23 protein-coding genes, 1 tRNA gene and 3 pseudogenes are annotated in these 21,177 nt (G+C 40.5%); 18 read left to right on the forward strand and 9 right to left on the reverse strand.

All coding sequences use genetic code 11. From position 1 onward, the window contains the following. Position 1: 1 nt before the first annotated feature. Positions 2–909: pseudogene (locus PAN07_RS11430) on the forward strand (DMT family transporter). A gap of 141 nt (positions 910–1,050) precedes the next feature. After that, entirely contained in the window at positions 1,051–1,809 is a 759-nt protein-coding gene (locus PAN07_RS11435) for a CPBP family intramembrane glutamic endopeptidase (RefSeq protein ID WP_247932708.1), read from the forward strand. A gap of 52 nt (positions 1,810–1,861) precedes the next feature. Here the strand turns inward: PAN07_RS11435 and PAN07_RS11440 are convergent, their stop codons facing one another. Beyond that, positions 1,862–3,145, reverse strand: coding sequence for a solute carrier family 23 protein (locus tag PAN07_RS11440; protein ID WP_247930811.1), 1,284 nt, complete (start codon positions 3,143–3,145; stop codon positions 1,862–1,864). Between the two features lie 203 nt (positions 3,146–3,348). Continuing rightward, positions 3,349–4,062, reverse strand: a complete 714-nt coding sequence (gene rsmG, locus PAN07_RS11445; protein WP_269797957.1) for a 16S rRNA (guanine(527)-N(7))-methyltransferase RsmG — start codon at positions 4,060–4,062, stop codon at positions 3,349–3,351. Positions 4,063–4,155: 93 nt separating this feature from the next. Between rsmG and PAN07_RS11450 the strand changes: the two genes are divergently transcribed. Together PAN07_RS11450 and htpX are read left to right on the forward strand one after the other, a co-directional pair. Beyond that, positions 4,156–4,716, forward strand: a complete 561-nt coding sequence (locus PAN07_RS11450) for a LemA family protein (RefSeq protein WP_000219822.1) — start codon at positions 4,156–4,158, stop codon at positions 4,714–4,716. Between the two features lies 1 nt (position 4,717). Beyond that, positions 4,718–5,617, forward strand: a complete 900-nt coding sequence (htpX, locus tag PAN07_RS11455; protein WP_269797958.1) for a zinc metalloprotease HtpX — start codon at positions 4,718–4,720, stop codon at positions 5,615–5,617. 44 nt (positions 5,618–5,661) lie between these two features. Here the strand turns inward: htpX and PAN07_RS11460 are convergent, their stop codons facing one another. After that, positions 5,662–7,188, reverse strand: coding sequence for an ATP-binding cassette domain-containing protein (locus PAN07_RS11460; protein ID WP_261150296.1), 1,527 nt, complete (start codon positions 7,186–7,188; stop codon positions 5,662–5,664). 374 nt (positions 7,189–7,562) lie between these two features. Further along, positions 7,563–7,892: a helicase BlpT gene (locus tag PAN07_RS11465; RefSeq protein WP_269797959.1), complete on the reverse strand. Its 330-nt coding sequence runs from the start codon at positions 7,890–7,892 to the stop codon at positions 7,563–7,565. A gap of 162 nt (positions 7,893–8,054) precedes the next feature. Between PAN07_RS11465 and PAN07_RS11470 the strand changes: the two genes are divergently transcribed. The 7 genes and pseudogenes from PAN07_RS11470 to PAN07_RS11500 all read left to right on the forward strand — a co-directional run. After that, positions 8,055–8,597, forward strand: coding sequence for a DUF177 domain-containing protein (locus PAN07_RS11470; RefSeq protein WP_269797960.1), 543 nt, complete (start codon positions 8,055–8,057; stop codon positions 8,595–8,597). Continuing rightward, positions 8,597–9,226: an endonuclease III gene (gene nth, locus PAN07_RS11475; RefSeq protein ID WP_033681985.1), complete on the forward strand. Its 630-nt coding sequence runs from the start codon at positions 8,597–8,599 to the stop codon at positions 9,224–9,226. Before PAN07_RS11470 ends, nth begins: the two co-directional genes overlap by 1 nt. Positions 9,227–9,436: 210 nt before the next feature. After that, positions 9,437–9,958 carry a bifunctional pyr operon transcriptional regulator/uracil phosphoribosyltransferase PyrR gene (gene pyrR, locus PAN07_RS11480; protein WP_000850022.1) on the forward strand — a complete coding sequence of 174 codons (522 nt, stop codon included), beginning with the start codon at positions 9,437–9,439 and terminating at the stop codon, positions 9,956–9,958. An 18-nt stretch (positions 9,959–9,976) separates the two neighbouring features. Next, complete coding sequence (locus tag PAN07_RS11485; protein ID WP_136937030.1) at positions 9,977–10,900, forward strand: aspartate carbamoyltransferase catalytic subunit; 924 nt, start codon at positions 9,977–9,979, stop codon at positions 10,898–10,900. A gap of 49 nt (positions 10,901–10,949) precedes the next feature. Then, complete coding sequence (locus PAN07_RS11490; RefSeq protein WP_000166837.1) at positions 10,950–12,029, forward strand: carbamoyl phosphate synthase small subunit; 1,080 nt, start codon at positions 10,950–10,952, stop codon at positions 12,027–12,029. Positions 12,030–12,340: 311 nt separating this feature from the next. After that, positions 12,341–15,517 (forward strand): carbamoyl-phosphate synthase large subunit, encoded by a 3,177-nt coding sequence (carB, locus tag PAN07_RS11495; RefSeq protein WP_247933311.1) that lies wholly within the window; start codon positions 12,341–12,343, stop codon positions 15,515–15,517. Between the two features lie 233 nt (positions 15,518–15,750). Continuing rightward, positions 15,751–15,909: pseudogene (locus PAN07_RS11500) on the forward strand (divalent metal cation transporter); the annotation flags it as partial. Positions 15,910–16,197: 288 nt separating this feature from the next. Here the strand turns inward: PAN07_RS11500 and PAN07_RS11505 are convergent. Genes PAN07_RS11505 through PAN07_RS17460 form a run of 3 tightly spaced genes read right to left on the reverse strand, consistent with a single transcriptional unit; the run spans position 16,198 to position 17,041 of the window. Further along, on the reverse strand, positions 16,198–16,548 hold the full coding sequence (locus PAN07_RS11505) for a type II toxin-antitoxin system RelE/ParE family toxin (RefSeq protein ID WP_084863171.1): 351 nt from the start codon (positions 16,546–16,548) through the stop codon (positions 16,198–16,200). Continuing rightward, on the reverse strand, positions 16,538–16,822 hold the full coding sequence (locus PAN07_RS11510) for a type II toxin-antitoxin system RelB/DinJ family antitoxin (RefSeq protein WP_049487667.1): 285 nt from the start codon (positions 16,820–16,822) through the stop codon (positions 16,538–16,540). The genes PAN07_RS11505 and PAN07_RS11510 overlap by 11 nt, the downstream gene beginning before the upstream one ends. Positions 16,823–16,861: 39 nt before the next feature. Continuing rightward, positions 16,862–17,041, reverse strand: coding sequence for a hypothetical protein (locus tag PAN07_RS17460; protein ID WP_084863521.1), 180 nt, complete (start codon positions 17,039–17,041; stop codon positions 16,862–16,864). Between the two features lie 221 nt (positions 17,042–17,262). On the opposite strand from PAN07_RS17460, the pseudogene PAN07_RS11515 reads away from it, so the two are divergent. After that, positions 17,263–17,484, forward strand: a pseudogene (locus PAN07_RS11515) (tyrosine-type recombinase/integrase); the annotation flags it as partial. A gap of 104 nt (positions 17,485–17,588) precedes the next feature. On the opposite strand, the gene PAN07_RS11520 reads toward PAN07_RS11515, so the two are convergent. Together PAN07_RS11520 and PAN07_RS11525 are read right to left on the reverse strand one after the other, a co-directional pair. Then, entirely contained in the window at positions 17,589–17,831 is a 243-nt protein-coding gene (locus PAN07_RS11520) for a type B 50S ribosomal protein L31 (protein WP_000710764.1), read from the reverse strand. Positions 17,832–17,926: 95 nt separating this feature from the next. Beyond that, positions 17,927–18,862 (reverse strand): bifunctional oligoribonuclease/PAP phosphatase NrnA, encoded by a 936-nt coding sequence (locus PAN07_RS11525; protein ID WP_265470981.1) that lies wholly within the window; start codon positions 18,860–18,862, stop codon positions 17,927–17,929. 103 nt (positions 18,863–18,965) lie between these two features. Between PAN07_RS11525 and PAN07_RS11530 the strand changes: the two genes are divergently transcribed. From PAN07_RS11530 to PAN07_RS11555, 6 genes are all read left to right on the forward strand, one after another. Continuing rightward, on the forward strand, positions 18,966–19,409 hold the full coding sequence (locus tag PAN07_RS11530) for a flavodoxin (RefSeq protein ID WP_001162125.1): 444 nt from the start codon (positions 18,966–18,968) through the stop codon (positions 19,407–19,409). 115 nt (positions 19,410–19,524) lie between these two features. Further along, a complete protein-coding gene (locus PAN07_RS11535) occupies positions 19,525–19,791 on the forward strand; it encodes a chorismate mutase (RefSeq protein ID WP_265470982.1) in 267 nt (88 codons plus the stop codon). After that, positions 19,788–20,162 carry a fluoride efflux transporter CrcB gene (gene crcB / locus PAN07_RS11540; RefSeq protein WP_265470983.1) on the forward strand — a complete coding sequence of 125 codons (375 nt, stop codon included), beginning with the start codon at positions 19,788–19,790 and terminating at the stop codon, positions 20,160–20,162. Before PAN07_RS11535 ends, crcB (PAN07_RS11540) begins: the two co-directional genes overlap by 4 nt. Next, positions 20,156–20,485 (forward strand): fluoride efflux transporter CrcB, encoded by a 330-nt coding sequence (gene crcB, locus PAN07_RS11545; RefSeq protein WP_124788484.1) that lies wholly within the window; start codon positions 20,156–20,158, stop codon positions 20,483–20,485. Before crcB (PAN07_RS11540) ends, crcB (PAN07_RS11545) begins: the two co-directional genes overlap by 7 nt. Positions 20,486–20,603: 118 nt before the next feature. Next, positions 20,604–20,951, forward strand: coding sequence for a 50S ribosomal protein L19 (gene rplS / locus PAN07_RS11550; RefSeq protein ID WP_001068669.1), 348 nt, complete (start codon positions 20,604–20,606; stop codon positions 20,949–20,951). A gap of 42 nt (positions 20,952–20,993) precedes the next feature. Then, positions 20,994–21,065: transfer RNA gene (locus PAN07_RS11555), tRNA-Arg, on the forward strand. Positions 21,066–21,177: the final 112 nt, after the last annotated feature.

Consider the following 21,177-nt stretch of genomic DNA (forward strand, 5'->3'; position numbering starts at 1 on the left):
CATGTCAAACAGTTTAAAAGGGACTCTATTAACAGTTGTGGCTGGTATTGCTTGGGGCTTGTCTGGAACGAGTGGCCAATACCTGATGGCACACGGAATTTCGGCTCTAGTCTTGACCAACTTGCGTCTTTTAATCGCTGGTGGAATTCTCATGCTCTTGGCTTATGCTACTGCAAAGGATAAAATGCTGACCTTTTTAAAGGATAGAAAGAGTTTGCTGTCTCTTCTCATTTTTGCTTTGATTGGACTTTTTCTCAATCAATTTGCCTATCTAACTGCTATTCAGGAAACCAATGCAGGAACCGCGACGGTACTTCAGTATGTTTGTCCTGTCGGGATTTTGATTTATAGCTGTATCAAGGATAAGGTGGCGCCGACACTGGGAGAGATTGTTTCCATCATATTAGCCATTGGAGGGACCTTCTTGATCGCAACTCATGGGCAGTTGGACCAGTTATCCATGACACCTGTAGGCCTGTTCTGGGGTCTCTTTTCTGCTCTGACTTACGCACTTTATATCATTTTGCCCATATCCTTGATTAAGAAGTGGGGGAGCAGTTTGGTCATTGGTGTGGGAATGGTCATAGCTGGTTTGGTCGCCCTTCCTTTTACAGGAGTTCTACAGACTGTTATCCCAACTAGTCTTGATTTTCTCCTCGCTTTTGCGGGCATTATTCTTATCGGGACTGTTTTTGCCTATACAGCCTTTCTAAAAGGAGCCAGTCTGATAGGACCGGTCAAGTCAAGTTTGTTGGCTTCGATTGAGCCGATTTCGGCAGTTTTCTTTGCCTTCCTGATCATGAATGAACAATTTTATCCCATTGATTTTCTTGGCATGGCAATGATTTTATTTGCAGTAACCCTGATTTCTTTGAAAGATTTATTGTTAGAGAAATAAACAAAAAATGAAAGTAGATGATAACCACTCTTAAAGAGGAGTTATTTTTACTAGTAAAAGTCTTTAAATCTAAATGAATTAATGAAATTTTATAAAAGTTTAAGTCTTTTTTCTTAAAATATTTATATGAGTATAGAATACTTGGAGAAAATATGAATATTTTTAAAAAAATACATCCATCTAAACCTCTAAAATACTTGAGATGGTTTGACATTGTGATTATTACGATCATAATGTTTGGTCAGTTTATAATTCGTTCAACCGAGCTATTTTTAGCAAATACGTTTCCAACGGGTGTATCAAGTACAGTAGGGACAGTTAGACAGGCTGCAAGCGAAGGTGCTGCTTATTTTAGTAATTTTACCCTGCAAGCTATATTACTAACTGTGACCTTACTCTATCTTTTGATTCGAAATTATGATTTTAAACAGCTTCCTATTCGCTGGAATTGGTCCATTATCTTTTGGGTTCCATTTATATTTGCTTTAGTGGGACTGTTTGGAGACTTGGTTACAACTCTCACTGGTAAATATAATTACTTTAATCCAGACCTTTTTGCCTATATAGATTTCACGCAAATAATAGGTAAGTTTTTAGCTCTCAGCCCGATAGTGATTGCCTATGCCTTGCTTAATGGATTTTATGAAGAGTTTTTCTTTCTAGGTTTGTTAACTTCAGTGAAGGCAAAACACAAGTGGTTGATTTTGCTTTATTCTACTAGTATTCGTATTTCCTTCCACACCTATCAAGGATTAGTATGGGCTTTGGTAATCGGTGTAGTTTATGGCTTATTCTATTATTTCTTATACAAATATAAAATTAAAAATCTCCTTCCATTCTTTCTCATGCATGCTTTAGCAGATATGTTTGGTTCTAGCCTGATCTATCTATTGGTTGCTTGGGGGACTTAAAAATTAGAAAAGTCCACTCAGTTGTCTGAGCGGACTTTTTGTGTCAAGACGTTTAGTCTTTATTTTCGTATGGCAAGATTAAGTTCAAGATGATTCCTGTCATGGCTGATAGGGCAGTACCTGAAAGGGTAACTGGACCGAGTTTAAGGATAGCTCCTCCAAGTCCAAGTACCAGCATAGCACTTGCGATGATTAGGTTACGCATTTGACCGAAATCAACACGTTCTTTGATCAAGACTTTCAAACCATTACTTGCGATAACTCCGTAGAGAAGGATTGACATACCACCAAGTACAGCATTTGGAATGGTTGAAATCAAGGCAGTGAATTTACCAAGGAAGCTAAGGGCAATCGCGATGAAGGCTGCGTTACGGATAACTGAGACAGAAGCGATGCGAGTCATACCAATAACCCCTGTGTTTTCTCCGTAAGTTGTATTGGCTGGTCCACCAAGGAAGGCAGAAACAGAAGTTGCGATACCGTCACCAAGAAGAGTACGGTGAAGACCTGGTTCTTTCAAGAATTGACGTCCACAGATTTGACCCAAAACAGTATGGTCTCCGATATGCTCAGAAATTGTTACGATAGCGATTGGCAAGATAGCGATGGTTTCTGGACCAAAGTAAAGATTGTATTCTTTAAAGGCACCACCTGTGCTAAATGGCAAGTAGAAACCAGGAATCTCGAACCAGTTAGCTTTAAGAACTGGTGTAAAATCAACCAAGCCAAGAGTTAGTGCGAAGAGGTAACCACCGATAATGGCAAAGAGGAAAGGAATGATTCGTAGGAAGCCTTTTCCTTTTGTATTGATAAAGGCAGCAATCAAGAAAGTAACAACTGCTACAAGAGCATTTTTCCAATTCCCGTCAGCTACAAGACCAGCGTTAGTGACTGCTGAGCCTGCAAGTCCAAGACCAATAACGATAATCATAGGACCAATAATGATTGGTGGTAAGAGTTTATCAATCCATTTTGTACCCGCAAAACGAACACTTGCAGCCACAAGGACATAGACTAAACCAGTCAAGATAACCCCTGTTTGAGCAGCAGATACATCACCACCCATTTCTTTCATAGCCAGTGACATTGCTGTGATAAAGGCAAATGAAGAACCTAGATAAACGGGAACTTTAAAACCAGTTGAAATCATGTAGATGAGTGTCCCGACACCTGAAGCAAAAAGGGCAACAGATACAGGCATTCCCAAAATCAAGGGTACTAAGATGGTCGCACCAAACATGGCGAAAACGTGTTGAAAGCTAAGGAGAATTCCTTTTCCAGCCGAAGGACGTTGGTCAACGTCTAGTAACAAATCAACAGTTGATTCTTGTTTCATATAAACCTCACTTTTGGGCATCAAAAAAGAGCCCATTATTTTACAGCAATATGCCCTCAGAGTAAGACTTCTCTAAAATCTAGACTTTAAAGAGTTTCAAGTATTTCTGCGTCTTCGTCACCTCACGGGATGACATTAAAAACCTTTGCTTGTGATAGTATAGCAGAAATTCCGAACTTTGTAAATATTTTTTACTAAAAAATTTAAAGCGGGCGTTTGTTGGGCATACCAGCCTTTCTTGGATATTTATTTGGTGTTTCTTTTTTCTTTTCCACCACTGTGATATAACGCGGATCTCCATTCGGTAGGGCGTAGCTGAGATTGTCTTCGACTTTACTGAAGAGGAGGTTGAGGGCATTCTTAGCTTCTAATAATTCTTCAGGCGCATTGCTAGCCTTGAGTGCCAATAGTTTTCCGCCAACTTTAAGGTAGGGAATAGTCAATTCAGACAAGACCTGCATACGGGCAACCGCACGAGCTGTTACAAAATCATATTGAGCACGGAAGTTCTTGTCTTGGGCCAAGTCTTCTGCACGTCCATGGTAGAAATGAACACCATCCAAATCCAGTTCTTGAGCCAAAAGTTGGAGGAAGTTGATGCGCTTGTTGAGAGAATCAATGATAGTTACATCTAACTGAGGATAGAGGATTTTCATTGGTAGACTAGGAAATCCTGCCCCAGCCCCGATATCAAGAAGTTTGATAGTTTCATTGGGAATCAAACCTTGCAGAATAGGTGCAATCGAATCGTAAAAATGTTTGAGATAAACTTCTTCCTTGTCCGTAATGGCTGTTAAATTAATCTTTTCATTCCACTTGACCAGGAGCTCAAAATAGCGTTCAAATTGTTTTTTTTGCTGGTCCGAAAGTGGAAGATTTTGCTCGGCAAGCAGGTTGTAAAATGTTTCTGGTTTCATAGTTATTTCCTTCTTTAGTATCATCTTATTTTACCACAATCATTAAAAATTTGATATACTGGTACTAATCTAAAAGTAGAAAGGACTTATATAATGACTTGGATTATTCTTGGAGTTATCGCTCTTATTGTTATTTTTGTGATTGTTAGCTATAACGGTTTGGTTAAGAATCGTATGCAAACAAAGGAGGCTTGGAGTCAGATTGATGTTCAGTTGAAACGTCGAAATGATCTCTTGCCAAACTTGATTGAGACTGTAAAAGGTTATGCCAAATATGAAGGTTCTACCCTTGAAAAGGTGGCAGAACTGCGTAACCAAGTGGCAGCAGCGACTTCACCAGCAGAAGCTATGAAAGCTAGTGATGCCCTCACTCGTCAGGTTTCAGGTATTTTTGCAGTTGCAGAAAGCTATCCAGATTTGAAAGCTAGTGCCAACTTTGTTAAATTGCAAGAGGAGTTGACAAACACAGAAAATAAAATTTCTTACTCCCGTCAACTCTACAACAGTGTTGTCAGCAACTACAATGTAAAATTAGAAACTTTCCCAAGCAATATTATCGCTGGAATGTTTGGATTTAAAGCAGCAGATTTCCTTCAAACACCAGAAGAGGAAAAGGCAGTTCCTAAGGTTGATTTTAGCGGTTTAGGTGACTAAGATGTTGTTTGATCAAATTGCAAGCAATAAACGAAAAACGTGGATTTTGTTGCTGGTATTTTTCCTACTCTTAGCTCTTGTTGGCTATGCGGTTGGTTACCTCTTTATGCGGTCTGGGATTGGTGGTTTGGTTATCGCACTGATTATTGGCTTTATCTATGCCTTGTCCATGATTTTTCAATCGACAGAGATTGTCATGTCCATGAATGGGGCGCGTGAGGTTGATGAGCAAACGGCACCAGACCTCTACCATGTAGTGGAAGATATGGCTATGGTGGCTCAGATTCCTATGCCTCGTGTTTTCATCATTGATGATCCAGCCTTAAATGCCTTTGCGACAGGTTCTAACCCTCAAAACGCAGCGGTTGCTGCGACGTCAGGTCTCCTAGCTATCATGAATCGTGAAGAACTAGAAGCTGTTATGGGACATGAAGTCAGTCATATTCGTAATTACGATATCCGTATTTCGACTATTGCTGTTGCCCTTGCTAGTGCTATCACCATGCTTTCTAGTATGGCAGGTCGTATGATGTGGTGGGGTGGCGCAGGTCGCAGACGAAGTGACGATGACCGAGATGGAAATGGCTTAGAAATCATTATGCTAGTGGTTTCCCTACTAGCTATTGTGCTGGCACCTCTCGCTGCAACCTTGGTGCAACTAGCTATTTCTCGTCAGAGGGAATTCCTAGCAGATGCTTCCAGTGTCGAGTTGACCCGCAATCCTCAAGGGATGATTAATGCTCTCCATAAGTTGGACAATAGCGAGCCGATGCATCACCATGTCGATGATGCCAGCAGCGCTCTTTATATCAATGATCCCAAGAAAGGTGGAGGGTTCCAAAAACTCTTTTATACCCACCCACCTATCTCAGAACGAATTGAACGTTTAAAACAGATGTAAAAAGAATCCAGAGGTCGTCTCTGGATTTTTGCTATGTCCAAGATTTATATATCTTGGAGATCAACGACCTCTAAACCGTGTTCTGTTAAACGATAGATGGTCGTACAGACCTCTTTTAAGAAACGTCTGTCATGCGAAACAGTGATGAGACCGCCTGGATACGTAGCAAAGAGTTTTCTTATTTCAGGTTGAGAAGTTGGAGAAAAGTTTCGTGTAGGTTCATCCAGCAGGAGAAAGTTTGGTTTGCGCAGCACTAAATCCAAAAGCAGAAGTTTCCCATGTTGCCCGCCGGATAAGGAGCGAATTTGGTGGTGCATCTCTGGATAACTGAAATTGAGACTGGCTAAGTGAGATTGAATTTTCTGTATTTCCTCTTTTTCTCCAGTTTGGCTGAGATAGTCTACTGGAGATAGACTTAATTGCAGTTTTTTGTGGTAATCTTGTGGCATAAAACCAAGAGAAACCTCTCTTTTGGCGCTTAGTAGTTGTTGTAACTTGGCTAACAGAGTTGATTTTCCAATACCATTTTGCCCGATAATACCGATTTTTTCTTGGCCACGGACAGTTAGTTGTAACTCCTGAACTAAAACTCGCTCTCCAATGGACAAATTTTCCTTTTCCAGTTGGATTAAGACTTTAGATGTCGGTAATGGCTGTATATCTGAGAAAAAAAGTCTAATTTCTTCCTCTTCAAGTGGTTTTTGGGTCATGGACTGAGCTGTCTTTTCAATACGTTTTTCTTGAGAGAGGACAGTTTTCATCTTTTTAGCCAATAGGCGACCGGCAGTACTGTCTTTGGTAGCTCGAAGTGCAGTTTCTACATTTTGCTTGACTCGCCGATGTTTTTCCATGGTTTTATCGTAGGCTCTTTGGTCGTTAGATGCTTGCTGGCTTTGTTTGATAAAATTAGCCTTTATCTGCTCACTATAGCGATCATAGTCTAAATGCTCTACTAATGTTTCTGCTTCTTTACGGTGCTTGACCAGTCGCAAGTGGACAATAGTATCAGCCGTTTCAGAAAGAAAGTCTTCATCATGGGAAATGAAAATAACGGTTTGCCTCATCTTCTGTATCTGTCTTTTTAGCCAATCAACCGTCTCAAGGTCTAGGTCATTTGAAGGTTCATCTAAAAATAGAATCTCAAAGGGTTTGGCTAACTCATGGATGAGCTGAATTTTCAAAGCTTCGCCCCCTGATAGACTGCCAATATCTTGGTTGCTAGCGAAACGATTGCTATCAAAATGCAATTCCTCAGCCAAACGATAGAGGATACTGTAGTCTAAATCAATAGAATCTAAAAAGAAGTAGTCGTGTAGACTTCTCTTTTTCAAGTCCTCAGGGACTTTTTGAGGAATACAGGCCAGTGACTGATAGTCAGACTGGATGTCTCCCTTGATAGTGAAATCAGACAAAACTTCCCCAATTAAAATTTTAAGTAAGGTTGATTTGCCATTTCCTTCTTCGCCAATAATAGCTACCTTTTCCCCATCTTGGATGGTCATGCTTAAGTCGGCTACAAGGTCTCGTAAATCTTTGTTTTGTGTGATGGTCAGGTGATTGATTTTTATCATATGATTGCCCTTTCTAGAATATCAATAGTGCATAACAAAAAGCTCTACTTTACCTAGTAGAGCCACAGTTTATGTCAAAAAACTCTATTAATACTCTTCGAAAATCTCTTCAAACCACGTCAGCGTCGCCTTACCGTACTCAAGTACAGCTTACGGCTAGCTTCCTAGTTTTCACTTTGATTTTCATTGAGTATAAAATGCCAGAAGAAGAGCATAAAAGAGCACACAAAAAGAGACAAAAACAAGATCTACTAAATAAAGGTTCTTTATTTGATAGACTTAGTTGTTCATGTCTCCCTTACCTCCGAGTATTAGTATCTTTATCCTATACCTTTAAGGAAATTTTGTCAATAGAAAACTGACAATTCTAATCTCTAAAATCCGAAAACAGGTCCATAGAGAGTCAGGACGTGTTTGACATGATCGTAATGGAATTTGTCGTAGTTTCGCCAAGCAATGCGTGCTTGATCGTTTAGTTTTAGGGTACCAAGACCTATTAGAAGACTGGTACGTTGGTAAAATTTCTCAAGGTCAATTAAGATACTGTTGTCCAACTTTTCCACTTTTTTTAGCTCTTTTATAGTAGTGTTTAGCAGCTCTTGTAATCGAATATCATCTGCAGTACCCTGTTTGCAGCTTTGGAAACTTTTATTTAACTCGGATAGGAGTTGGGTTGCATTAGTAATGAGTTCTTTGTCTTCCATGTGAGCATCCTCCTTGCTATCATGTATTCTTGCCTATAGTATAGTACCAAAAAATATAGTGATAAACATATTAAAAAATTCAATTTTAATTACAAAGTTTGGTGGCTTAATCTGTAGCCTTTTCATGGTATAATCAAGAGAGTAAATCTTTATGGAGGAAGTATGAAATTAAATATTCAAGAAATTCGTAAGCAGTCTGAAGGCTTGCATTTTGAACAAACTTTAGACCTAGCTGCAGACTTGCGTGCACGCAATCAAGAAATCTTAGATGTGAAAGATATCCTTGCAGTTGGGAAAGTACAATACGAAGACCGTATGTATTTCTTAGATTATCAGTTGTCTTACACTATTGTCCTTGCTTCAAGTCGTAGTAAGGAGCCAGTTGAGTTAGTTGAATCTTATCCAGTCACAGAAGTTTTCATGGAAGGCGCAACCAACCAGCTAGATCAAGAAGTTCTAGATGACGACTTGGTCTTGCCTATCAAAAATGGAGAACTTGACCTTGCTGAGAGCGTGTCAGACAATATCCTACTAAACATTCCTATTAAGGTTTTGACGGCTGAAGAAGAAGCTGGTAAAGGTTTTGTGTCAGGAAATGACTGGCAAATCATGACAGAGGAAGAATACCAAGCCCAACAGGCAGTTAAGAAAGAAGAAAACAGTCCTTTTGCTGGCTTACAAGGACTATTTGATGGAGACGAATAATGGTTTTATCAAAAAAACGAGCACGAAAAGTGCTAGAAGAAATCATTGCTCTGTTTCCAGATGCCAAGCCCAGTCTTGATTTTACCAATCATTTTGAACTCTTGGTTGCGGTCATGTTGTCAGCTCAGACAACGGATGCAGCGGTAAATAAGGCCACACCAGGTCTCTTTGCTGCCTTTCCAACGCCACAAGCCATGTCTGTTGCGACAGAGGGTGAGATTGCTTCACACATTTCTCGTCTAGGACTGTATCGGAATAAGGCTAAATTCCTAAAAAAATGTGCTCAACAGTTACTAGACGACTTTGATGGTCAAGTTCCTCAAACACGTGAGGAATTGGAGAGTTTAGCAGGTGTTGGTCGCAAGACTGCCAATGTTGTCATGAGTGTGGGCTTTGGAATTCCAGCCTTTGCAGTAGACACTCATGTGGAGCGTATTTGCAAACACCATGATATCGTCAAAAAATCAGCAACACCACTTGAGGTGGAAAAGCGGGTCATGGATATCTTGCCGCCGGAGCAGTGGTTAGCAGCCCATCAGGCTATGATTTATTTTGGAAGAGCTATCTGTCATCCTAAAAATCCAGAGTGTGACCAGTACCCACAGTTATATGATTTTAGCAATTTATAAGATGGGAGTTCAAAAGTTTTTGCTTGATTTTAGGTCTGTTTTGTGCTATAGTATTTGATAACTAAATATTCCTTTAAACCTGTCCCGTGAGGCAGGCAAGGAGCGTGATAAAGTAGAAGGGTGAAGTCTATACTGTTTGCAGTAGGGCTTACTTAGCTATACATTTCAAGTCTCCTTGTTTAAGGAGACTTTTCTTTTTGGAGGTTTGTCATGAAGACAAAAGAAGTTGTAGACGAATTGACCGTCAAACGGGCGATTACGCGTATTACTTACGAGATTATCGAACGCAACAAAGATTTGAATAAAATCGTCTTGGCTGGTATTAAAACTCGTGGTGTCTTTATCGCCCACCGTATCCAAGAACGTTTGGAGCAACTAGAAAATCTTTCAGTTCCTGTTGTGGAATTGGATACTAAACCTTTCCGTGATGATATTAAAAGTGGAGAAGATACTTCTTTGATCTCTGTTGATGTGACAGGCCGTGAAGTTATCTTGGTGGACGATGTGCTTTATACAGGCCGTACTATCCGTGCTGCTATTGATAATATTGTAGGTCATGGCCGTCCTGCGCGTGTGAGTTTAGCAGTTCTAGTCGATCGTGGACATAGAGAATTGCCAATCCGTCCAGATTACGTTGGAAAAAATATCCCAACTAGTCGTTCTGAAGAAATCATCGTAGAGATGGCAGAACTTGATGGCCAAGACAGAGTTCTGATTACTGAAGAAGCTTAGAAAGCTAAAGGAGTAGCCATGTCAGAAAATCAACAAGCATTGAACCATGTGGTGTCCATGGAAGACCTCACTGTCGATCAAGTGATGAAATTGATCAAACGAGGGATTGAGTTTAAAAACGGAGCTCAGCTTCCTTATGAAGACCATCCGATTGTTTCCAATCTTTTCTTTGAGGATTCTACACGGACGCATAAGTCCTTTGAAGTGGCAGAGATTAAACTGGGATTGGAGCGACTTGACTTTGATGTGAAGACCAGTTCAGTCAATAAGGGTGAGACACTTTATGATACCATTTTGACTCTGTCTGCTTTAGGAGTGGATGTCTGTGTGATTCGCCACCCTGAGGTTGACTACTACAGAGAGTTAATTGCAAGTCCAACGATTACGACTTCCATTATCAATGGTGGAGATGGTTCGGGACAACACCCTAGCCAGAGCTTGCTGGATTTGATGACCATTTATGAGGAATTTGGTCACTTTGAGGGACTCAAGGTTGCTATTGCAGGTGACTTGGACCACTCACGTGTTGCCAAATCTAATATGCAGATTTTGAAACGCTTGGGAGCTGAACTTTACTTTGCTGGACCTGAGGAATGGAGAAGTCAAGAGTTTGCAGACTATGGACAGTTTGTAACCATTGATGAAATCATTGATCAGGTGGATGTCATGATGTTTCTCCGTGTGCAACATGAACGTCATGATAGTGGAGCTATCTTTTCAAAAGAGGACTACCATGCCCAACATGGCTTGACTCAAGAACGTTACGATTGTTTGAAAGAAACAGCAATCCTTATGCACCCAGCTCCAGTCAATCGCGATGTGGAAATCGCAGATCACTTGGTTGAAGCACCAAAATCACGGATTGTCCAACAAATGACCAATGGTGTCTTTGTTCGAATGGCAATCTTAGAATCCGTATTGGCGAGTAGAAACGCCAACTAAAACACAAGACGTTAAAAGACGCCAGTGAGCGTCCACGAGAGGTGAAAATATGACAAAAAGACTTCTAGTATTAGAAGATGGAACAATTTTCGAAGGTAAGGCCTTCGGAGCAGATATTGATGTAACAGGCGAAATTGTCTTTAATACAGGCATGACAGGCTATCAAGAATCCATAACAGACCAGTCTTATAATGGACAAATCTTGACCTTTACTTATCCTTTGGTAGGAAATTATGGAATTAACCGTGATGATTACGAATCCATTATTCCAACTTGTAAGGGAGTTGTTGTTTTCGAAGAAGCGCGTAGAGCAAGCAACTGGCGCAACCAAATGACGCTGGATGAATTTTTGAAAGCCAAGAAAATTCCTGGTATTTCAGGGATTGATACGCGTGCACTTACCAAGATTATTCGTAAGCATGGTACCATGCGTGCAACCTTGACCCATGTTGGGGACAGCATGGATCATGTGACGGACCAGCTCCAAGCAACAGTATTGCCGACAGACAATATTAAGCAGGTTTCTACTAAAACATCCTATCCAGCTCCAGGAGTTGGTTTGAGCGTAGTGTTAGTGGACTTTGGTCTCAAGCACTCAATCCTACGTGAACTTTCTAAGCGCAACTGTAATGTGACCGTGGTTCCATACACGACAACGGCAGAAGAAATTCTTCATCTTAATCCTGACGGAGTGATGTTGTCAAACGGTCCAGGTAACCCAGAAGATGTTCCACAGGCACTGGATATGATTCGTGGTGTGCAAGGAAAAATTCCAATCTTTGGTATCTGTATGGGGCACCAACTCTTTGCAATGGCAAATGGTGCTAAGACCTACAAGATGAAGTTTGGTCACCGTGGATTTAACCATGCGGTACGTGAAATTGCTACAGGACGTGTGGATTTTACAAGTCAGAACCATGGTTATGCAGTCAGCCGTGAGGATTTGCCAGAACACTTGATTATCACCCACGAAGAAATCAATGACAAGTCAGTTGAAGGTGTGCGTCACAGATATCAGCCTGCTTTCTCTGTTCAGTACCACCCAGACGCAGCACCTGGTCCACACGACGCAAGCTACCTATTTGACGAGTTTATCGAGATGATGGAAGCTTTTAAACAATCAAACTAAGAACGAGTAAAAGCTCGTCGGAGAATTTATGTAACTGAACACGGACGGAAAGCTCGGAATTTAGAGAAACCAACTTGGATTGTCAATCCTTCCTTGGTTTCCTAAAATTCAATCGCTTTCTATTCGTCCTTTGTATCTTATTTAATGTCGCTCTGTGAGGCGACGAATAGAAAGGAGAAGATACATTGTTCGCGGAAGTGAACACGCCCGAAGAACTGTGTGAAAAAGATAAACATCGTCTTGACGCTAAAGATGTCTACACCGAGTTTCCTATTTTCATTGTGTTCTTTACGGGCTTTGTATCATAAACTATGCCTAAACGTACTGATATTCAAAAAATTATGGTGATTGGTTCTGGTCCGATTATTATTGGTCAGGCTGCTGAGTTTGACTATGCTGGGACCCAGGCTTGCTTGTCGTTGAAAGAGGAAGGGTATGAGGTTGTTTTGGTTAACTCAAATCCTGCAACCATCATGACGGACAAAGAAATTGCTGACAAGGTTTACATCGAACCGATTACACTTGAGTTTGTGACTCGTATCCTCCGTAAGGAGCGTCCAGATGCCTTGCTTCCAACTCTTGGTGGGCAAACAGGACTCAACATGGCCATGGAGTTGTCTAAAAACGGTATTCTTGATGAGCTCGGTGTCGAACTTCTGGGAACTAAATTATCTGCTATTGACCAAGCGGAGGACCGTGACCTCTTTAAACAATTGATGGAGGAATTGAATCAACCAATTCCAGAGTCTGAAATTGTCAACACAGTAGAAGAAGCAGTTGCCTTTGCAGCGACAATCGGTTACCCAGTTATTGTCCGTCCAGCTTTCACACTTGGTGGTACTGGGGGTGGTATGTGTGCCAACGAGGAAGAATTGCGTGAAATCGCTGAAAATGGTTTGAAGTTGTCACCTGTTACCCAATGTTTGATTGAGCGTTCAATCGCAGGTTTCAAGGAAATCGAATACGAAGTGATGCGTGACTCAGCTGACAATGCTTTGGTTGTTTGTAACATGGAAAACTTTGACCCAGTTGGGATTCACACAGGGGATTCCATTGTATTTGCCCCTGCCCAAACCATGTCAGACTATGAAAACCAAATGCTTCGTGACGCAAGCTTGAGCATTATTCGTGCCCTTAAGATTGAAGGTGGATGTAATGTTCAGCTGGCCCTTGACCCACACAGTTTTAAGTACTATGTTATCGAAGTAAACCCTCGTGTATCGCGTTCGTCAGCCCTGGCATCTAAGGCGACAGGGTATCCGATTGCAAAATTAGCTGCTAAGATTGCAGTAGGTTTGACCTTGGATGAGGTTATTAACCCAGTTACAGGTTCAACCTATGCCATGTTTGAGCCTGCCCTTGACTACGTGGTTGCCAAGATTCCTCGTTTCCCATTTGACAAGTTTGAAAAAGGTGAACGCCGTCTTGGTACCCAGATGAAGGCGACTGGAGAAGTCATGGCGATTGGTCGTAACATCGAAGAGTCGCTTCTTAAAGCTTGTCGTTCACTTGAAATTGGCGTTCACCACAATGAAATGACTGAACTTGCATCAGTTTCTGATGATGCCTTGATTGAAAAAGTTGTCAAAGCCCAAGATGATCGTCTTTTCTATGTATCAGAAGCCATTCGTCGTGGCTACACACCAGAAGAAATTGCAGAGCTTACAAAAATCGATATCTTTTATCTTGATAAACTCCTACATATCTTTGAAATTGAGCAGGAGTTGGGTGCCCATCCACAAGATTTTGAAGTTTTGAAAACTGCAAAATTGAATGGATTTTCAGACCGTAAGATTGCTGAACTCTGGAATACTACAGCTGACCAAGTTCGCCAACTTCGTTTAGAAAACAAGATTATCCCAGTCTACAAAATGGTTGATACCTGTGCGGCAGAGTTCGACTCTGAAACTCCATATTTCTATTCAACCTATGGTTGGGAAAATGAGTCTATCAAGTCTGATAAGGAATCCGTTCTAGTTCTGGGTTCTGGCCCAATCCGTATCGGTCAAGGGGTCGAGTTTGACTATGCAACTGTTCATTCGGTTAAGGCGATTCAAGCTGCTGGATACGAAGCTATCATCATGAACTCAAACCCAGAGACCGTTTCTACAGACTTCTCGGTATCTGACAAGCTCTACTTTGAACCATTGACATTCGAAGATGTTATGAACGTCATTGACTTGGAGCAACCAAAAGGGGTTATCGTTCAATTCGGTGGTCAGACAGCCATCAACCTTGCGGAGCCATTGGCAAAAGCAGGTGTGACCATTTTGGGAACGCAAGTCGCTGACCTAGACCGAGCCGAAGACCGCGACCTCTTCGAGCAAGCTCTTAAAGATTTGGATATTCCACAGCCACCAGGACAAACGGCTACCAATGAAGAAGAAGCAGTGCTTGCAGCTCGTAAGATTGGATTCCCAGTCCTCGTTCGCCCATCTTATGTCTTGGGTGGACGTGCCATGGAAATCGTGGAAAATGAGGAAGATCTCCGTTCTTACATGCGTACAGCGGTTAAAGCTAGTCCAGACCACCCAGTGCTTGTTGACTCATACATCGTTGGGCAAGAGTGCGAAGTTGATGCCATTTCAGACGGGGAAAATGTCCTCATCCCTGGTATCATGGAACATATCGAACGTGCTGGTGTCCACTCAGGTGACTCAATGGCTGTTTACCCACCACAAACCTTGTCGCAAAAGGTGCAAGAAACCATCGCTGACTACACGAAACGCTTAGCAATCGGTCTTAACTGCCTTGGAATGATGAACATCCAGTTTGTTATTAAGGATGAGAAAGTCTATGTTATTGAGGTTAATCCACGTGCTAGCCGTACGGTTCCATTCCTTTCTAAGGTGACCAATATTCCTATGGCTCAGGTAGCAACCAAGCTTATTCTTGGTCAAAGTTTATCAGAACTTGGCTACCAAGATGGTCTTTACCCTGAAAGCACTCGCGTTCATATTAAAGCACCAGTCTTCTCCTTCACAAAGTTAGCGAAAGTGGATAGCTTGCTTGGTCCTGAAATGAAGTCAACAGGGGAAGTTATGGGTTCTGATACGACTTTGGAGAAAGCCCTCTATAAAGCCTTTGAAGCTTCTTACTTACACTTGCCAACTTTTGGTAACGTTGTATTTACCATCGCTGATGATGCAAAAGAAGAAGCCTTGGCCTTGGCTCGTCGTTTCCAAAATATTGGCTATGGAATCCTCGCGACAGAAGGGACAGCAGTCTTCTTTGCTAGTCATGGATTACAAGCTCAACCTGTTGGTAAGATTGGTGATGACGATAAAGATATCCCAAGTTTTGTCCGCAAAGGAAGAGTTCAAGCTATCATTAACACAGTTGGAACAAAACGAACTGCAGACGAAGATGGTGAGCAGATTCGCCGTTCAGCTATTGAACACGGAGTGCCCCTCTTCACAGCCATAGATACAGCTAACGCCATGCTCAAAGTATTGGAAAGCCGTAGTTTTGTTACAGAAGCAATCTAGTTGAGAAAAATTTTTCACATTTTTAAAGCCAGCGTTTTCTGACGCTGGCTTTTGAAATACTGGTGTTGCTTATTTCAACTATCATACTTTCCTTAAGAATCATTTCAAAATGTGATGTAATAAGAATAAATTGGAAATAGAAAACTATTTTCAACATTTCTTTCAAAATCCATTAATAAAATAGGTAAAGACAAGGTTAGAAAGTGAATATTCTGATGTCTTCTTACAAAAAGGTCTCTCTTCCATTCTCTATTTTTCCCTTAATTTATCTGACCTCTAAGAAGTCAGTGATGGGAGAATTTACCAATGTCAAGTGGAACACAATCCTAGGCTACGTAGTTTCAATCATCTTGACCATTCCCAATGTCAAGCTTCTTTTCGACATTTTTTAAATCTATTTAAATCAGGTCTCGGCATCATCTTGAAGATTGATAAAGAAATAATAGCAGTGGTTGGTTTATAAAAATAAGAAACAAAAAAGAACAGCCGAAGCTGTCTTTTTATCATTATTTGAGACCGTATTTTAAATATATATACCCTATAGTGTTTAAATAGTTATTAAATCAATGTTTCTAAAGGGGATGTAGCTATAAAATATTATATATATACAGCATTGTTAAAATAAGACGGAGCCAAAAATTAAAATTTCGGAGCTTATAAAATAATGAAAGTTGTCTCAATCAGTTGAGCTGTTTGTTATTGTCTTTTTGTAGCAAAGTGACATAGTCACTTTTAGTGTGGAATAAGTGAGATAAAAAAACAGTGTTTCGTTTTTGATCGATGAAGTAAAGCAAAACATATTGGTCAATAATTTTTCCTCGTGTTGAATACTTGCTGTTAATTTTTATTCCGATTTTCTCATCAGCGTCAAAACCTGCTTCAGGAAAAATTTCTAAACTTTTTAAGCTGTCTAAAATTTTAACCACAGTATTTTTGGCAGATTGAGGTGATAGAAGTACCGTAGCTATATAGTCGTGTATATTGTCGATAGCTTCCTCGACCTCTTTTGAAGAAATCACGTTATAAGCCATAGCGTACCCTCATATTGTTTAGAGAAGTACCTTCACCTGCCTCGTATTCTCTCAAGGCACGTTCAGATTGGGCTTGTAATTCCTTAATCAACTGTTCTCTGTGTAGATCTTCGGCCGTCTTAATAGGCAAATCTTGCTCCAGGACTATTTGCTCCACAAATAAAGAAATAGCATCTGTCATTGTCATTCCCTTTTCCTTGATAATATTTCGAGCTTGTTCCATAGTAGCTTCATTTAGTTTAAAATTGTATTGTTTTGATAATGTTATAGCCATGATATATCTCCAATCTATACGTTATAGATTGATTATATACTAGATATAGATTTTAATCAAGAAAAATAGACTGGGCCAATAGTCTCTTATCTTCAAAAAAGCAACGGATTTGCCGTTGCTTTTTTGCATGGTTGCGATAGTCTTGGTAAAATAGAATTGCTCAATAAACCATTTAGAAAGGCTATCCCATGCATATTCATTATAACACAAATCAAACAACTTTATCACTAGAAATCAGTTCTTTCTTGCCACAAGACCATCTCGTTTTTACTATTGAAAAAGTAGTGAATACCTTTGAAGATTGTCACTTCCACGCCTTCTAATTGCCTATTCACAAGAGATTTTCTCTGGACAAAAATTGAAAAAATGATGATTGAAACCCTCGCTATGCAGTACCTAACAGGACAGTTGGTTGTCAGCTGCCGCACTATCAATAGCCCATTATCAGGAAAAATGACTTGAAGAATATAACTCCTCATGGCTTCAGACATACTCATGCTATCTTGATGATTGAAACGTGTGTAGATCCTGTTAACGCAGCCAAAAGGTTAGGGCATGCAAGTAGTCAGTTGACCTTGGATACTTATAGCCATTCTACAGTAGTAGGGGAGAAGAAAGCTATCACAAAATTTGTAGATTGCCTGGATAGTGCAAAAGGTTAGTTTTCCAAGACGGTACCAAAAACGGTACTAAAAATAAAAAAAGCCAAATCCAATTTCTTGGAAAAGGCTTTGTATCAACGTTTTTAAGCAATAAATGCGGTTGATTATTTGAGACCGTATTTTTTGTTGAAACGATCCACGCGTCCATCTGCTTGAGTGAACTTTTGACGTCCAGTGTAGAATGGGTGTGAGTCTGATGAAATTTCCACACGGATCAATGGGTAAGTTTCGCCTTCGAACTCAACTGTTTCGTTAGAGCGTTTTGTTGAACCGCTAAGGAATTGGTAACCAGTAGTTGTATCCATGAAGACAACTGGGCGATATTCTGGATGGATATCTTTTTTCATTTTGCAATATTTCCTTTCTGCCATGGTCTCTTTGCGAGCCATAGATTGTTACCATACTAGTCTATCAGATTCTAAAAAGTTTGGCAAGTATTTTATCAGTTTTTAAGCAAGTTTTTTAACTTTTGGTAGATGATTTCGTTTTCTTCTAGGCTATAGGAATTAGCACCGCTTGCTAGAGGGTGGCCTCCACCATCATGTTCCTTGGCAATTTCATTGATAGGATGGATTTTACTACGTAAGCGAACACGGTAGTGGCCATCAGCCTGTTCTACAAAAATTCCCCAGAGACTCACACTGTCAATACGTCCAGGTGCACCGACAATGGCTGCAGTTTCCGCATCGGTGACATTGAATCGTTTTAAGATTTCCTGACTCAGAATCACGCGAGCTGCGCCATTTTCATCCACTTCCAGATGGTCGTAGATGTAGCCCTGAAGTTTAGCAATTTTGTAGCTCATAGTATCCATTTTACGAGTGAGAGCCGCAAAGTCAAAGTTATGTTCCCTCAAATAAGCAGCAAGGCGAAGAGTCCGTGCAGTGGTAGAAGGATAAAGGAAGCGGCCTGTATCACCAACAATTCCTGCAAAGAGCAATTCAGCAGCTCGATCTGACAAGGCTAGTTGGGTTGTTTGGGCAAATAGGGTAATCATCTCGCTAGCGCTACTTGAACTAGTATCCACCCAAGATAGGTCACCATATACATCATCATTTGGATGGTGGTCAATCTTAATGAGAAAATCACCTTGACTATAGCGCTTATCATCAATACGAGCAGTATTTGCCGTATCACAGACGATGACAAGGGCGCCTTGGTAGGCACTATCTTCAACAAGATCCATTTCAGCCATCCAAGTAAGAGTTGGTTCATCAAAACCAACAGCTTTGATGGTTTTTTCTGGGAAATGATGTTTGAGAAGAGCTTTCAATCCCACCTGACTTCCCAAGGCATCTGGGTCTGGTTTCATATGACGATGAATGATAATCGTGTCGTACTCTTTGATTTTTTCTAAAATTTGATGGTAAATTTCCATAAATAACCTCAATTCTTTCTCATTTCATTGTAGCACAAGAATTTTTATTTTTAAAATGAAAAAGATGTGATATAATGGAGAAAGATAAATTGAGGAGGACGATATGGCATTAGCAAAAATTGTATTTGCCAGTATGACCGGTAATACCGAAGAAATTGCAGATATTGTAGCAGACAAATTACGTGACTTGGGCTTGGATGTTGATGTTGATGAATGTACAACTGTTGACGCTTCAGACTTCTTGGAAGCAGACATTGCTATCGTTGCGACCTATACTTATGGTGATGGAGAATTGCCAGATGAAATGATGGACTTCTACGAAGACCTAGCAGACCTCAACTTGAATGGTAAAATCTACGGAGTGGTCGGCTCAGGAGATACCTTCTACGATGAATTCTGTAAGGCTGTCGATGACTTTGACCGCGTTTTTGTAGCGACAGGAGCAGAAAAAGGTTCAGAGTGTGTTAAAGTTGATCTTTCTGCCGAGGAGGAAGATATTGAACGCTTGGAACAATTCGCAGAAGAATTGGCTGCTAAAGTAGGATAAGCATAAACGTGCGCTGATGCAATCAATCAGTGCATTTTTCTTACCGTGATTTGGGATTTTACTAGCCTATTGGGTGGCTTTTTGATACAATAATTCAAATAAAGGAGGAGAGTGTATGGATTTAGATAGTATTCGTCAAGAAATTGATCAAATCGACGACCAAATTGTCAAACTGTTAGAAGAACGAATGCATTTAGTTGAAGGGGTTGTCGCTTACAAGAAGGCTTCAGGGAAAGCGATTTTAGATACCAAGAGAGAAGCAGTTATTTTTGAAAAGGTCAGAAATCGTGTAGAGGACAAGCGCTATCAGGAGACTATTGTCGCAACATTTTCGGACATACTCAAACGTTCGCGTGATTATCAGGATCAAAATATCAAATGAAAAAAGAACAATTTTATCCGCTAGGAATTTTTCTAGCTGCTATGTTGGGCGGACTTGTCCGCTACCTAGTTTCCACTTGGTTACCAGCCAGTCCTGACTTTCCTTGGGGAACCCTTCTTGTCAACTATCTAGGCATTCTCTGCTTGGTTTATCTTATCAAGGGCTATCTGGTCTATAAGGGGACTAGTAAGGGCTTGGTTTTAGCGCTGGGGACGGGTTTTTGCGGAGGTTTGACAACCTTTTCTAGTCTCATGCTTGATGCTGTGAAACTGCTTGATACAGGGCGTTATCTTAGTTTAGTCCTGTATTTGCTTTTGAGCATCGGTGGAGGCATGCTTTTAGCTTACTATTTAGGGAGGAAAAAATGGTAATCGTCTATCTTGCAATTACTTGTGGCTTAGGAGCGCTCGTACGATATTTCTTTTCCCGCTATAATCAAGCTGCTAAATTGCCCCTCGGAACGCTCATAGCCAATCTTTTGGGTTGTTTTTTAATTGGACTTTTCTATAATCATGTGGAGTCTAAGGAAGTCTATGCTATTCTAGCAACAGGATTTTGTGGAGGTTTGACAACTTTTTCGACCTTGAATGACGAACTTCAAAGACTGCTAAGTGATAAGAAGGTATTTTATTCTTATTTATCTTTGACCTACCTAGGTGGTTTAGTTGCGATTTTTTTAGGAATTCTGCTATAAATTTCTTTACTTTTTTGTAGAAATTTGGTAAACTGTATCTTGTGTGTAATGGACGCACAAAAATACAGTTTATCCGCTGAGGAAGGTTCCTCAAGATTGGCAAAGATAGGAGAATAAAATGAATCCATTAATCCAAAGCTTGACTGAAGGTCAACTTCGTACAGATATCCCATCATTCCGTCCTGGTGACACTGTTCGTGTACATGCGAAAGTTGTCGAAGGTAACCGTGAACGTATCCAGATTTTTGAAGGTGTTGTTATCGCACGTAAAGGTGCTGGCATCTCAGAAAACTACACAGTTCGTAAAATCTCTAACGGTGTAGGTGTTGAGCGTATCTTCCCAATCCACACTCCACGTGTTGAAAAAATCGAAGTTGTTCGTTACGGTAAAGTACGTCGTGCGAAATTGTACTACTTGCGTGCTCTTCAAGGTAAAGCAGCTCGTATCAAAGAAATCCGTCGTTAATTCGACTAAAAAACTCTGCTTCTTCAGCAGAGTTTTTATCTAGCTCCCTTAGTTCAATGGATATAACAACTCCCTCCTAAGGAGTAGTTGCTGGTTCGATTCCAGCAGGGGGCATTTTTAGTAATGTAAAGAAAGACAAAGAAAATTCAAAATGTTTATTTGAAGGCAATTTTCTCAAGTTCATTTTTAAAAATAATTTAGCATTTTTAATTTTTTTGACCAAATT

The organism is Streptococcus sp. SM5 (genome assembly GCF_027497975.1).

Excerpts from the sequence above, each read along its gene's own strand:
- PAN07_RS11510 (WP_049487667.1), bottom strand. The coding sequence starts at position 16,822 with ATGGCTATAACATTATCAAAACAATACAATTTTAAACTAAATGAAGCT.
- PAN07_RS11525 (WP_265470981.1), bottom strand. The coding sequence starts at position 18,862 with ATGGAAATTTACCATCAAATTTTAGAAAAAATCAAAGAGTACGACACG.
- rplS (WP_001068669.1), top strand. The coding sequence starts at position 20,604 with ATGAATCCATTAATCCAAAGCTTGACTGAAGGTCAACTTCGTACAGAT.
- PAN07_RS11450 (WP_000219822.1), top strand. The coding sequence starts at position 4,156 with ATGACTTGGATTATTCTTGGAGTTATCGCTCTTATTGTTATTTTTGTG.
- crcB (WP_124788484.1), top strand. The coding sequence starts at position 20,156 with ATGGTAATCGTCTATCTTGCAATTACTTGTGGCTTAGGAGCGCTCGTA.
- nth (WP_033681985.1), top strand. The coding sequence starts at position 8,597 with ATGGTTTTATCAAAAAAACGAGCACGAAAAGTGCTAGAAGAAATCATT.
- carB (WP_247933311.1), top strand. The coding sequence starts at position 12,341 with ATGCCTAAACGTACTGATATTCAAAAAATTATGGTGATTGGTTCTGGT.
- PAN07_RS11470 (WP_269797960.1), top strand. The coding sequence starts at position 8,055 with ATGAAATTAAATATTCAAGAAATTCGTAAGCAGTCTGAAGGCTTGCAT.
- PAN07_RS11505 (WP_084863171.1), bottom strand. The coding sequence starts at position 16,548 with ATGGCTTATAACGTGATTTCTTCAAAAGAGGTCGAGGAAGCTATCGAC.
- PAN07_RS11535 (WP_265470982.1), top strand. The coding sequence starts at position 19,525 with ATGGATTTAGATAGTATTCGTCAAGAAATTGATCAAATCGACGACCAA.
- crcB (WP_265470983.1), top strand. The coding sequence starts at position 19,788 with ATGAAAAAAGAACAATTTTATCCGCTAGGAATTTTTCTAGCTGCTATG.
- PAN07_RS11460 (WP_261150296.1), bottom strand. The coding sequence starts at position 7,188 with ATGATAAAAATCAATCACCTGACCATCACACAAAACAAAGATTTACGA.
- PAN07_RS11435 (WP_247932708.1), top strand. The coding sequence starts at position 1,051 with ATGAATATTTTTAAAAAAATACATCCATCTAAACCTCTAAAATACTTG.
- htpX (WP_269797958.1), top strand. The coding sequence starts at position 4,718 with ATGTTGTTTGATCAAATTGCAAGCAATAAACGAAAAACGTGGATTTTG.
- rsmG (WP_269797957.1), bottom strand. The coding sequence starts at position 4,062 with ATGAAACCAGAAACATTTTACAACCTGCTTGCCGAGCAAAATCTTCCA.
- PAN07_RS11530 (WP_001162125.1), top strand. The coding sequence starts at position 18,966 with ATGGCATTAGCAAAAATTGTATTTGCCAGTATGACCGGTAATACCGAA.
- PAN07_RS11490 (WP_000166837.1), top strand. The coding sequence starts at position 10,950 with ATGACAAAAAGACTTCTAGTATTAGAAGATGGAACAATTTTCGAAGGT.
- pyrR (WP_000850022.1), top strand. The coding sequence starts at position 9,437 with ATGAAGACAAAAGAAGTTGTAGACGAATTGACCGTCAAACGGGCGATT.
- PAN07_RS11485 (WP_136937030.1), top strand. The coding sequence starts at position 9,977 with ATGTCAGAAAATCAACAAGCATTGAACCATGTGGTGTCCATGGAAGAC.
- PAN07_RS11465 (WP_269797959.1), bottom strand. The coding sequence starts at position 7,892 with ATGGAAGACAAAGAACTCATTACTAATGCAACCCAACTCCTATCCGAG.
- PAN07_RS11440 (WP_247930811.1), bottom strand. The coding sequence starts at position 3,145 with ATGAAACAAGAATCAACTGTTGATTTGTTACTAGACGTTGACCAACGT.
- PAN07_RS11520 (WP_000710764.1), bottom strand. The coding sequence starts at position 17,831 with ATGAAAAAAGATATCCATCCAGAATATCGCCCAGTTGTCTTCATGGAT.